This window comes from Sodalis sp. RH20, from assembly GCF_047324205.1.
Lineage (GTDB): Bacteria > Pseudomonadota > Gammaproteobacteria > Enterobacterales > Enterobacteriaceae > Acerihabitans.
Map to the genome: position 1 here is coordinate 2,693,873 of NZ_CP178733.1, position 11,644 is coordinate 2,705,516.

Sequence of the window (11,644 nt, forward strand, 5' to 3'; positions counted from 1 at the left end):
TCTCATCCTGCACAGAGTGCGCCGACTTGTCATCAGGAAAGTGCGCGCCGGCTGTGCGATAATGGCGGCAGCGCATGCTGACAAGAGGCGTCGGACGCCATGGAGCCGAGGTATGATGAATCATCCCCACATTGAGCTGGCGTGGCTTGAAGACTGCGCGGCCCTGGCCGAGAGCCTGAATTTTTCACGGGCCGCGGAGCTGAGGCATGTGACGCAGCCGGCGTTCAGCCGGCGCATTCAGGCGCTGGAGGAGTGGGCCGGCACGCCGTTGTTTGAACGCAGCCGGGGCGGCGTCAGGCTAACGGCCGCCGGCGAGGTGTTCCACCCGCAGGCGGTGGCCCTTCTGCGCGCGATTCAGGACCTGCGGGCGAAAACGCTGGAAGCGGCGGGCAAAGGCGCGCAGATGATCATTTTTTGCGCAACCCATTCGCTGTCCTCTTTGTTTTTCCCCCACTGGCTGCGTGAAAGCGGCATCACCCCTTTGGATGGCCAGGTAAAGCTGGTGTCGGACACCTTGCTGGCCTGCGAACGCCTGTTCCTGCGCGGCGATGCGCAATTCTTGCTGTGCCATTCCCATTCGGATGCCGGCCGCGGGCTGGAGAACGCGCACTTTACCAGCGTCCAGGTCGGCGAGGATATTCTGCTGCCGCTTTGCGCGCCCGACGCCACCGGCAAACGGCCGAAATGGTCCCTGGACGACATGGCCCGGCCGATACCGTACCTGTCCTACAGCACTGATTCAGGGCTGGGCCGGATAATCGCCACCCAACGTCACATGACCGCGCAGCTGGCAAAAATGGACAGGGTTTTTACCTCCGATCTCGCCGCCACCCTGCTCGCCATGACCCGGGCCGGAGACGGCGTGGCCTGGCTGCCCAGGACGCTGGCGCAGGCGGATCTGCTCAGCGGCGCATTGGTCGCGGCGGCGGTACGGGACCGGCGCCTCGAGGTACCGGTGCAGATTAGGGTGTTCCGCCCGGTATCGTCGATGACCCGGGCGGCGGAGCGGTTATGGCAGGCCATCGCCGGCCAGGGCCCGCGCTGACGCGGGATGCGCGGACAGCCATGCCGGCGCGGTATCAGGCGTTACCGGGCGCGCGGGCGATTATTCGGCCAGCGCGCGCATCACGCTTATCAGCTCGGATTTCCCCTCGAACCCGATGCCCGGCAGCTCGGGCATCGTGATATAGCCGTTGTCGACGGTCACCGCATCCGGAAAACCGCCGTAGGGCTGGAACAAATCCGGATAGCTTTCGTTTCCGCCAAGCCCCAGCCCCGCCGCGATATTCAGCGACATCTGGTGACCGCCGTGCGGGATACAGCGCGACGCCGACCAGCCGAACTCCTTCAGCACCGCCAGGGTGCGCAGATACTCCACCAGGCCATACGACAAGGCGCAGTCGAACTGGAGATAATCCCGGTCCGGGCGCATGGCGCCGTAGCGCAGCAGGTTACGCGCATCCTGGTGGGAAAACAGATTTTCACCCGTCGCCATGGCGCCCGGGTAAAAGCCAGCCAGGGCGGCCTGCAGGGCATAGTCCAGCGGATCGCCGGCCTCCTCGAACCAGAACAGCGGATACTCGCGCAGCATTTTGGCGTAAGCGATGCCGGTTTCCAGATCAAAGCGCCCGTTGGCGTCCACCGCCAAACGGGCGTCGTCGCCGATCTCATGCAGTACGGCGGCGATACGGCGGCGATCCTCGTCGATTGGCGCGCCGCCGATTTTCATCTTCACCACCGTATAACCGCGGTCCAGATAGCCGCGCATCTCCCGGCGCAGCGCGACAAGATCCTTGCCGGGATAATAATAACCGCCGGCGGCGTAGACAAATACGCGGGGATTGGCGTCTACGCCGTGGGTGTCCGCCAGCAGCCGGAACAGCGGCTGGCCGGCGATTTTCGCCGTGGCGTCCCAGAGCGCCATATCCAGCGTGCCCACGGCCACGGAACGCTCGCCGTGGCCGCCCGGCTTTTCATTGGCCATCATCAGGTCCCAAATCCGGTGGGGATCGAGATTATCGCGGTTAGGATTAAGCACGGCGTCGGCATCCGCCCGCAGGATACGGTCGCGGAAACGTTCACGGATAAGGCCGCCCTGGCCATAGCGCCCATTGGAATTAAAGCCGTAGCCCACCACGCGCCGGCCGTCCTTAATCACATCGGTGACCACCGCCACCAGGCTGGTGGTCATCTTGCTGAAATCGATATAGGCATTACGGATAGGCGAGGCAATGGGTTTGGTGATTTCAACCACGTCGAGAATTTTCATTATTATCTACCCCGGGGATACTGGTTCGGATGTCGCGGCGATTGTAGCCCCGGGGTGCGCCGGCGGCTAATGCCGGTTGCTATTGTCGCTATGCGCGCAAAGCATGGCGGATGGGCGCGTGTTGACCGCGCGCATTGCCCGATTTAACACGGAGATCACAATCATACTAATTTCCTATGACGGCATTGCCGCCGTAAAATCCGCGCCGACGACGGTCAAATGTCTGGTATTAATTCACTGTTTCCTGACGATAAAAAAGCAAATGCACCTACCCTTCAGTTGCGTCAACCCTATTGATTTTAATGATTTTTCTGTGAATTAGCCGGTTGACAGGGATTGTCATGTCATTCAATTATCATGACAACCTATCGGCAACCAGAAAGAATAAACATGCATTGGGATCAGCATGGGCTTGTTTCCGGCCCGCAGCCATTATGGTGGCAAATCGCAGACAGATTACGCCGTGAAATCGAATTCGGTGGATTTAAGCCCGGCGAGGCCCTGCCTTCGGAAACCTTGCTTAACCAGGTGTTCGGGGTCAGCCGCACCACCGCGCGCACCGCGCTGGATAAACTTGAGCAGGAGGGCTTAATCAGCCGCCGCGCAGGTAAAGGCTCCATCGTGCTGCCGCCGCAGGTGGTCCAGCCGCTGAGCCAGATGTCGAGTTTCGCGGAAGATATGCAGCGGCGCGGTTTCAGCGCCGGCTACCAGACCCTCGGCGCCCGCATGGCGGTTCCTCCCGCCGATATTGCCGCCGCCCTGCGCCTGCAGCCCAACGAAAAAGCCTTTATGTCCACCCGGCTGTTAAAAGCCGATGACATGCCGATGGCGTATTCCCACAGCTGGCTGTCGCCCGCCCTTTTTGTCCATCACCCGACGCCCGGGGCCGGCGACCTTGACCGCCAGTCGCTGTATGTCTGGCTGGAACAGCGGTGCGGCTGCCGCATCGTCGGCGGCCAGGAAACCATCAGCGCCGCCCTGCTCAACGGCGAACTGTCCCGCGCCCTCCAGGTGGCCAGGGGATCCGCCTGCCTGGTCGCCCGGCGCCTGAGCTACGACGCGGACCAGCGCCCGGTGGAATATGTGACGGTGCATTACCGCGCCGATCGCTACAGCTTTACCATCGATTTGGTGCGTAAATCATGATGGCCGGCAAAGGATTGTTTGTCGGCGATATCAGCCTGGATACCACCTTCGGCATGGATCATATCCCGCAGCCCGACGAAAAAGTCCTGGCGCGCATCAACAGCGAGTCCGCCGGCGGGGTGGTGAGCAACGCCGCCCTGGCCTGCCGCCTGGCGGGCGCGGACGTCACGCTCGCCGTTGAAACCGGCGACGACCTGGTGGCGGATCCCCTGCTGCGGGGCCTGCAACAATCCGGCCTGCGGATTATCAGCCGCAAAAGGCCCGGACGGACCTGCCGCGCCGTAATCCTCCTTGAGCCGCACGGCGAAAAACGGCTGCTGCTGGAGCCGGGCGTCTCGCTGTATCCCAGCCTGGCATGGGTGCAGGCCCTCGATTTACGCGGTATCGACTGGGTGCATACCGCCGTGTACGGCGAGGGGGCGTGGCCCCTGATTGAACAGTGCCGCCGGGCCGGCTGCAAGTGGTCGATTGACCTGGAGCCCGCCACCTTCGCCGGCGGTCTGGACCCCCTCTATCCCCTGCTGTCCGGCGCCGAGGTGGTGTTTTGCAACCAGCGCGCGCTGCGCCAGCTGGGCGATAACGCCGTGGCGCGGCTGCTGGCGCTGGGCGTAACGGCCGTGGTGTGCACCCTGGGCCCGCAGGGCGCGCGCTACGTCTCCGCGGTTCATGACGTGAGCGCCCGCGTACCCTTCGACCCGGTCATCGTGGACACCACCGGCGCGGGCGATTGCCTGGCCGGATGGTTTATCGCCGGGCGCCTGGCGGGCGAATCCCTACACCAGTCGCTTACGCGGGCGGTCTTTGCCGCCACCTACAGCTGCGGGGGCATGGGCGCGCAGCCCTCCTACCCCAGCCACGCACAGCTTATGCATTATCAACGCGCCGGCACGCCCGATGGCGATGCCCGCGCCCCGACAGACGAGAGATAAGATGGCCGGACCACAGGTACTTCCCCAAAAACCCGACATGCTTGCCGCGCTGTTCCCGGTAAAAAAACCGGTAATAGGCGTCATACATTTGCAGGCCCTCCCCGGCGCGCCGCGTTATAACGGGCAGGCAATGAAAGACATTTTCGCCGCCGCCGTCGCCGACGCCAAAACCCTGGCGCAGGGCGGCATCGACGGCATTATTATTGAAAACGCCAGCGATCTGCCCTTTTGCCGGCCGGAAAATATCGGCCCGGAGACGGTGGCCGCGCTGACCGCCGCCTGCATGGAAGTGCGCGCCGCGGTGGCGACGCCCATCGGCATCACCTGCGTGGCCAACGGCGCCATTCCCGCGCTGGCCATCGCCAAGGCGGTCGGCGCGCGCTGGGTACGGGTCAATCAATGGGTTAACGCCTATGTGGCCAATGAAGGCTTTATCAACGGTCCCGCGCCGGAAGCGATGCGCTACCGGTCGATGATCGACGCCCGCGATGTCGCCATTTTCGCCGATGTGCACGTCAAGTTTGGCGCCCATGCCATTACCGCCGACCGCGGCATCGCCGAGCAGGCCACCGACGCGGAATGGTTCGACGCCGATGTGCTGATCGCCACCGGCACCCGCACCGGATCGCCCACCGAACCGACCGAGGTGAACGACGTGCGCAACGGCACCAATTTACCGGTTATCGTCGGTTCCGGCCTGTCGCCGGCCCAGGTGCCCGCGCTGTTCAGCGCGGCCGACGGCGCCATTATCGGCCAATGGCTAAAACACGACGGCGCCTGGTGGAAACCGGTGGATGCCCGCCGCGTGGCGCAGTTAATGCAGGCGGTGATGCTGGTGCGGGAGGGCAAATGACGCTGCTGACCGGTGAAACCGACGTATTCTCTTCCCAGCCGTCGACCTCGGCGCGCTGCGTGGTGGCATTTTTGGCCAAACGCCAGACGGACGCGGGCGACGCGGTGTATCAGCGGCAACATTATCAGGCGCTGATGACGCTGCTGGATCAGTTGCGCGGCGAAGGCTGGCTGTTGTCTTTCCGCGCCATGTTTACGCCGGCCGACCAGACCCTCCCGGCGACGGCGCTCGACAGCGGCGCCCTGCACGAATGGGATATGGCCGGCGCCTTTGAGGCGCCGTCCCTTGACGCCGCGCTGGCGGGAACCGTACGTCTTGAACAGGCGGGCTGGTCGCGGCTGTTCGCCACCCAGTGGCTGTTAGGTCCGCGTGAATTCGCCACCGTGAACGGCGGCGGTGCGGATATCCGTCGCCCCTGGGGGTTTATGGCGCTGTGGGAATGGAACGACGCCTGGTGCGAGGCGACGCCCGCCGAACGCACGGAATATGACGCTGAATGCGACGTCGCGTTTAAAGGCGATCTGGCGCTGAATATCAATATCGCCGGCCGTCATCGCCTGGACTGGGCGCATAGCTGGCATCACCTCGGCATCTGGGAAACCGACAGCCTGGACAGCGTCTCCCGGGCCATTACCGGCCATCAGGACGCCGCGGATTTTAAATTCACCACCTCACGCCACGTCACCGGCAAGGTTCGCCCGCTGGCCGACCTGCTGTTGCCCGCCGGCGCTTAAGGAGCCCCCTATGTCAGAGAGTATTTGGATCCATTATGCCCGCCCGCGCCCGCGCTGGTATTTACTGACCGATGCCGAACAACAGGAAAAGCGGGACCGGTGGCAAGCGCTTGCCGATCGGGCGGCGACCGACGGCGCGCGGTTTATGGGCCGCTACCATATTCGCGGCCAGCATGATTTCGAGACCGTCGAAGTGTGGAATTTTCCCGACGCGGAAGCCGCCTTCCAGTATTGGTCCGGCCTGACGGGCGCGGCCTACAACCAGTGGTTCGCGTTTGCCAATAACATTGGTCTTGCGGTGGAGAAACACGAAAATGACCATCCCGGTACTTGAAGCCGTGGCCATCAGCCGACACTTCGGCGGCGTCAGGGCGCTGGAGCACGTGGATTTCCGCGTCTATCCCGGTGAAATCTGCGCCCTGATCGGCGATAACGGCGCGGGGAAATCAACGCTGACGAAAATTCTCTCCGGCGCCGATCGGCCCGATGAGGGCGTGATTAAAATCGACGGCCGCGAGGTGGTGTTCGCCTCGCCGGGGGCGGCCCAGGACAGCGGCATCTCCACGGTCTATCAGGATCTGGCCCTGGCCCCGGAGCTGACGCCGGTGGAAAACCTGTTTTTAGGCCGCGAGGAACTGCGCGGCGGCCCGCTGGGCAGGCTGGGCATGCTCAACCGCGCCGTCATGCGCCGCAAAGCGGTGGAACAGTTCGCCCGCCTGGGCGTCAATCTGCGCTCGCTGTCGGTGCCGGTTTCCTCGCTGTCCGGCGGCCAGCGCCAGTCGGTGGCCATTGCCCGCGCCGCCATGTGGGCCGGACGGGTGATTTTTATGGACGAACCGACCGCCGCGCTCGGCGTCGTCCAGACCGAGCGGGTACTGCAACTGGTGCGCCAGGTGCGCGACGCCGGCCTGGCGGTGGTTTTGATCAGCCACAATATGCCGCAGGTCCTGGAAATCGCCGACCGGGTCGAGGTGCTGCGCCTGGGCAAAAGCGTGGCGCAGATGCCGACCAAGGGCCTGCGGGTGGAAGATCTGGTGTCGGCCATGACCAGCGGCACCTACGGCAGCGCGGAGGCGGCGCCATGAACAAAACCTTAGTAAATAAACCGGCGCCTGGCGCTGAACACCCCGCCGGAGCGCGTGATACGCTGGCGCGGCTGATCGGCGGCGGCTGGATATTTATTCTGCTGATAGCGCTTATCGCGCTGTTCGGCCTGCTGCGCCCCGAACAGTTCGGCTCGGCCTACAACCTGGCGCAAATCGCCATTAACGCCGCCATTTTGCTGGTGCTGTCGGTGGGGCAAACCTACGTCATCATCGCCGCCGGCATTGATTTATCCGTGGGCGCGGTTCTGGTGTTTTCCTCGGTGGTTTCCGCCCAGGCGATGCTGTCTCTCTCAGGCCAGGCGGGCAATACCTTCGGCACCACCGACGCCGGCTGGGGCGTAATTGCCGCCGGCAGCCTGGTGGCGGTGGCGGCCGGGCTGCTGTGGGGCGCGCTCAACGGTTTCCTGGTGGCCGTGGCCAGAATCCCGGCGCTGATTGTCACCCTCGGCACCTTCGGCATGGCGCTTGGGCTGGCGCAGGTATTTTCCGGCGGCATCGATGTGCGCGCCATGCCGGAAAAGCTGGTGGATGTGGTCGGCGGCGGCGCCGTCGCCGGTATTCCGGTGCTGGTGTTGATCGCGGTGGCGGTGCTGGCCGTCGCCGCTTTTGTACTGCACCTCACCCGCTTCGGCCTGCATGTCTTTGCCGTCGGCTCCAACCTGGAAGCGCTGCGGCGCGCGGGCATCAATGTTAAAGCGCGCCTGGTCGCCATTTACATGATTTCCGGCGCGCTGGCGGGCGTGGCCGCCATCATGTCCAACGCGCGTTTTTCCACCACCACCATCGGCGGCCACGCCATGGATAACCTGGCGACCATCTCCGCCGTGGTGCTGGGCGGAACCAGCCTGTTCGGCGGCATCGGCAGCGTCGCCGGAACCATTATCGGGGTGTTTATCCCCATTATCCTGCTAAACGGTTTTGTCATCCTCGGCATCCCGCCGTTTTGGCAAACCGTGGCGATGGGCATGGTACTGATCCTGGCGGTCTGGATTGATCAGCTCAAACGCCGGGCCCGGGATCGACGTTAACCGCAGGTCACGCTACAGGCACGTTTGCCTGACCTGCGTCGCGAATAGGAAGGGCCGGGGTTTCGCACGCCATGGCCATGCGCCGTGCGCGCATGGCCACCACGCGGTTCGCCATTCCGCCCGCAGGCACGGTTTTATTATCAGTCAACTCAGGTTTCAATCACTTCCTAAGGGGAAATCATGATGCGTAACACCATGGCATTCGCTGTTTTATCGACCTTAACCCTGGCGCTGGCGCCTCCCGCCCTGGCCGCCGGACAAGATCATACCGTCGCGCTGGTCCTGGGGGTGAAGGGGAGTCCTTTTTATCAGGCATTACAGTGCGGCGCGCAGGAAAAAGCACGGCAGATGGGCGTTACCCTGCAGGTTTCCGCCCCCGATCAGTTTGCCGCCGACAGCCAGATCCCGGTGGTGAACGCCGTTACGGCGACCGCGCCGGCGGTGGCCGCGATTGTGCCGACCGATGCGCAGGCCCTGGTGGCGCCGATGAAACAGCTGGCGGCGCGCGGGGCAAAAGTGCTGACCGTCGACCAGACGCTCAATGACAATGGTTTCCTGGCGACGGAAATCATCTCCGACAACGAGCGCGGCGGTAAAATGGCCGCCGAGGCGATGAATACGCTGCTCGGCGGCAAAGGCGAAGTGCTGGTTATTACCCAACCGCCGGGCTCAAGCGCCCAGGACGCGCGTGAAAAAGGTTTTGCCGAACAGATCAAAACCTATCCCGGCATCACCTACCTCGGCCCGCAGTATCAAAGCGACGACCCGCAGAAGGCGGCGGAAATCATCACCTCCACCCTCTCCGCCCATCCTCGGCTGGCGGGCGTATTTTCCACCAACGATCAGGGCGCCATCGGGGCCGTAACCGGCCTGCGCCAGGCGGGCGCGGCGAAAAAAGTCAAGGTGGTGGCCTATGACGCCGCCACCGCCGAAGTGAGCGCGCTGAAAAACGGCACCATCAACGTGTTGATTGCGCAGAACCCCAAACAGGAAGGCGAAGCGGTCATTACCACCGCGCTGGCGCTGCTGGCCGGCAAGCCGGTGCCGAAACAGACGCTGACCGATCTGGTGACCATTACTGAAAACGATCGTCAAAAAGCCGATAAATACGAATATAAAGCCGACTGCCAATAAGCGCCGGCGCTGGTGGCGCCGCTTAACGGCGCCCTGGCCGCGACGAATAATCATCGATCCGCGCATCCGGCGCCCCTTGGCGGGAAGCCCGCCGGTTGCCCATCAGCCTGCCTTGCCCACTACCAGCCCGGCAGTGGATAAAAACCAATACTAATTAATTAATATGTTTTTTTAAAAAGCACAAATATTGCCATATGCTGGTTTATTCCGCCATTTTACTTATTTTTTTAGCGTTAAATTTTCAGGAATACATTTTTTTAGCAGCTTGTATTTATTATGGCCGATCCGCCACTGCCGGGTTGTGAAAATAGCATTTTACATTTAAGTTTTCAGTGAATAACTGATTAACGCCTGCCGCAGCCAGGGTGTCATAGCCCTTATCCGGCAGGCGGGCATTTAAGGAGGCAGCGATATTTTTTATTAAGCATAATTATTAATCTGCACATTATAATTGCTGATTATAGCGCTGATTAGCGTTGTAACCGGCGTTATCGGTGTGACAACGTTAATCACGTTGATATTAACTGCGTTATTATGAAATGGAGATTCGAGAATGGTGAGTAATTCCCCTTGCGCTGGAAACATGCATTTTATTCATGCCTTCGAGGCCGCGGCGAAGCGCACTCCGCAGGCTATTGCCCTGGTGGTGAATGACCAATCCATCAGCTACGCCCGGTTGCAGCACATGGCCGGCCATTATGCGCAACAGCTGGCGCATAAAATGGACGCCAAAACGGACGGCATTCTCCTGTGCCTGCCGCGAGGTGTGGAACTGATGGCATCCTTGCTGGCCTGCCATTACCTCGGGGTACCCTACATCCCGCTGGATATTTGCACCGCGCCAGGCCGCGTGATGAAAATTTTGGCGGCCTCGTCCTGCCTGTTGACCTACGACAGCCGCGCGGGTCATATCGGCGGCGCGGACGGGGCTGATGTGGCGACCTTTAGCGCCGTTGCGCAGATAAAACCCATTCCCGCGGAAAATCCGGCGCCGGCGGCTTATCGTATTTATACCTCCGGCTCCACGGGCGAGCCGAAAGGGGTCAGCGTGGCGCATAGGGGGTGCAGTAACCTGATCAACAGTTTCAGCCGGTTGCTCGAGGCCGGCGGCGAGACCCGCTGGCTGTCGGCAACCTCGGTGTCGTTTGATATGTTCTACCTGGAGTATGCCGTACCGCTGGCCAACGGCGGGACATTGTTTCTGCTCGACGATGCGCAAACGCATTCAGTCCAGGAGATTGCGTGGCAGTTAATGCGCTGTCAGCCCGATATTTTCCAGTCGACGCCGTCCATGCTCAAATGTCTTTTACCCTATCTGCAGGATGATTGGCGATTCAACCGGCTCCTGGTGGGAGGAGAACCCTTGGGACGGCAGTTATCCGCCCGGCTGTCGGCGCGCGCGCGCTGGTTATGCAACCTCTACGGGCCGACGGAAACCACCGTCTGGTCAACGGCGCATGTCATCACCCGCGCCGGCGATAACCGCATCGGTCGTCCAATCGACCATACGCAGATAAAAATTCTGGATGACGCGCGGCGCGAGATGAAGGCGGGGGAACCGGGTAATATTTTCATCGGCGGAGCCGGGGTGGCGTTGGAATACCTTAACAACCCTGCCCTGACCGCCGAAAAATTCATTGCTCTTCCCGGCGAGCAGACAGAGGGGCGTTTTTATGATACCGGCGATATCGGTTTAATCGATGCGGAAGGCGTGCTGAATTACCTGTACCGGGATGGCGATTTTTATAAGGTCAGCGGGTACCGTATCGACTGCGCCGAAGTGGTGGACGCCCTGGAGAAATGCGCCGGCGTCGCGGCGGCGGCTGTCGTTGTCCTGGAAGGCGATGGGGATGATGAATCGGTGATCGTCGGCTGGCTGAAAATGGACAAACCAGGGCAAGGGATTGATACGGGAGCCATCCGCCTGGAACTTGAAAATGAGCTGGGTCATTATATGATTCCGCGCTATTTTTATCCTATTGACGATTTGCCTTATTCCATCAGCGGCAAGCTGGATAAAAAAGCCTTGATCACCATGACCAAAACCAAGATCAAAGAAATGGAGCACATTGTGATGGGGCAAAAAAACGCGCCGGGAAAAGACGCCTTAAATCATCCATTAATAGATATTTTGGGTCATTATATAAATATTGACGGTATGTCGCTGAATGATAATTTTTTCCATCGCGGCCTGTCCTCCATCCAATTGGTCTCCTTCCATCTTGAGCTGAAACAATTATATCCCGATATTAATTTGCACGACCTGTGCGCGCGCCCAACGATTAATTTACTACTGGCGCCTTATCATTAATTTCTAGCGCGCACCGCCTTATATTCTACGTGGAAAAGCGCGGATATAGGGCGATATTACGCGCAGCTTCGCAACAGGTCGGCCGGCATCATGCGCGCAGCCTCTCCCGCACGCCGCGCGGCAACCGGCCCGCG

General features: G+C 61.4%; 11 protein-coding genes. 10 read left to right on the plus strand and 1 reads right to left on the minus strand.

Annotation, left to right across the window (positions count from 1 at the left end; translation table 11 throughout):
* Nucleotides 1-112: 112 nt before the first annotated feature.
* Entirely contained in the window at nt 113-1,045 is a 933-nt protein-coding gene (locus ACL2XM_RS12450) for a LysR family transcriptional regulator (RefSeq protein ID WP_413733059.1), read from the plus strand.
* Between the two features lie 60 nt (nt 1,046-1,105).
* Here ACL2XM_RS12450 and ACL2XM_RS12455 read toward each other — a convergent pair whose 3' ends face one another.
* On the minus strand, nt 1,106-2,269 hold the full coding sequence (locus tag ACL2XM_RS12455; protein WP_413722519.1) for a mandelate racemase/muconate lactonizing enzyme family protein: 1,164 nt from the start codon (nt 2,267-2,269) through the stop codon (nt 1,106-1,108).
* A gap of 390 nt (nt 2,270-2,659) precedes the next feature.
* On the opposite strand from ACL2XM_RS12455, the gene ACL2XM_RS12460 reads away from it, so the two are divergent.
* The 9 genes from ACL2XM_RS12460 (at nt 2,660) to ACL2XM_RS12500 (ending at nt 11,510) form a co-directional block, all read left to right on the plus strand.
* The gene (locus ACL2XM_RS12460; RefSeq protein ID WP_410015594.1) at nt 2,660-3,415 is read left to right on the plus strand and encodes a GntR family transcriptional regulator; all 756 of its coding nucleotides are present in this window, start codon (nt 2,660-2,662) and stop codon (nt 3,413-3,415) included.
* A complete protein-coding gene (locus tag ACL2XM_RS12465; protein ID WP_413733061.1) occupies nt 3,412-4,344 on the plus strand; it encodes a carbohydrate kinase family protein in 933 nt (310 codons plus the stop codon). The genes ACL2XM_RS12460 and ACL2XM_RS12465 overlap by 4 nt, the downstream gene beginning before the upstream one ends.
* 1 nt (nt 4,345) lies before the next feature.
* Nucleotides 4,346-5,197 carry a BtpA/SgcQ family protein gene (locus ACL2XM_RS12470; RefSeq protein WP_413722516.1) on the plus strand — a complete coding sequence of 284 codons (852 nt, stop codon included), beginning with the start codon at nt 4,346-4,348 and terminating at the stop codon, nt 5,195-5,197.
* Entirely contained in the window at nt 5,194-5,931 is a 738-nt protein-coding gene (locus ACL2XM_RS12475) for a hypothetical protein (protein ID WP_413728609.1), read from the plus strand. The genes ACL2XM_RS12470 and ACL2XM_RS12475 overlap by 4 nt, the downstream gene beginning before the upstream one ends.
* A gap of 10 nt (nt 5,932-5,941) precedes the next feature.
* Complete coding sequence (locus tag ACL2XM_RS12480) at nt 5,942-6,265, plus strand: hypothetical protein (RefSeq protein WP_410015598.1); 324 nt, start codon at nt 5,942-5,944, stop codon at nt 6,263-6,265.
* Complete coding sequence (locus ACL2XM_RS12485; protein ID WP_410015599.1) at nt 6,246-7,016, plus strand: ATP-binding cassette domain-containing protein; 771 nt, start codon at nt 6,246-6,248, stop codon at nt 7,014-7,016. Before ACL2XM_RS12480 ends, ACL2XM_RS12485 begins: the two co-directional genes overlap by 20 nt.
* Entirely contained in the window at nt 7,013-8,065 is a 1,053-nt protein-coding gene (locus tag ACL2XM_RS12490; RefSeq protein WP_413728611.1) for an ABC transporter permease, read from the plus strand. Before ACL2XM_RS12485 ends, ACL2XM_RS12490 begins: the two co-directional genes overlap by 4 nt.
* 180 nt (nt 8,066-8,245) lie before the next feature.
* The gene (locus tag ACL2XM_RS12495) at nt 8,246-9,199 is read left to right on the plus strand and encodes an ABC transporter substrate-binding protein (protein WP_410015601.1); all 954 of its coding nucleotides are present in this window, start codon (nt 8,246-8,248) and stop codon (nt 9,197-9,199) included.
* Nucleotides 9,200-9,782: 583 nt separating this feature from the next.
* Complete coding sequence (locus ACL2XM_RS12500) at nt 9,783-11,510, plus strand: non-ribosomal peptide synthetase (RefSeq protein ID WP_413733063.1); 1,728 nt, start codon at nt 9,783-9,785, stop codon at nt 11,508-11,510.
* Nucleotides 11,511-11,644 lie beyond the last annotated feature (134 nt).

Coding starts and splice junctions, on each gene's coding strand:
- ACL2XM_RS12480 (WP_410015598.1), top strand. CDS start 5,942: ATGTCAGAGAGTATTTGGATCCATTATGCCCGCCCGCGCCCGCGCTGG.
- ACL2XM_RS12500 (WP_413733063.1), top strand. CDS start 9,783: ATGCATTTTATTCATGCCTTCGAGGCCGCGGCGAAGCGCACTCCGCAG.
- ACL2XM_RS12465 (WP_413733061.1), top strand. CDS start 3,412: ATGATGGCCGGCAAAGGATTGTTTGTCGGCGATATCAGCCTGGATACC.
- ACL2XM_RS12460 (WP_410015594.1), top strand. CDS start 2,660: ATGCATTGGGATCAGCATGGGCTTGTTTCCGGCCCGCAGCCATTATGG.
- ACL2XM_RS12495 (WP_410015601.1), top strand. CDS start 8,246: ATGATGCGTAACACCATGGCATTCGCTGTTTTATCGACCTTAACCCTG.
- ACL2XM_RS12455 (WP_413722519.1), bottom strand. CDS start 2,269: ATGAAAATTCTCGACGTGGTTGAAATCACCAAACCCATTGCCTCGCCT.
- ACL2XM_RS12470 (WP_413722516.1), top strand. CDS start 4,346: ATGGCCGGACCACAGGTACTTCCCCAAAAACCCGACATGCTTGCCGCG.
- ACL2XM_RS12485 (WP_410015599.1), top strand. CDS start 6,246: ATGACCATCCCGGTACTTGAAGCCGTGGCCATCAGCCGACACTTCGGC.
- ACL2XM_RS12490 (WP_413728611.1), top strand. CDS start 7,013: ATGAACAAAACCTTAGTAAATAAACCGGCGCCTGGCGCTGAACACCCC.
- ACL2XM_RS12450 (WP_413733059.1), top strand. CDS start 113: ATGATGAATCATCCCCACATTGAGCTGGCGTGGCTTGAAGACTGCGCG.
- ACL2XM_RS12475 (WP_413728609.1), top strand. CDS start 5,194: ATGACGCTGCTGACCGGTGAAACCGACGTATTCTCTTCCCAGCCGTCG.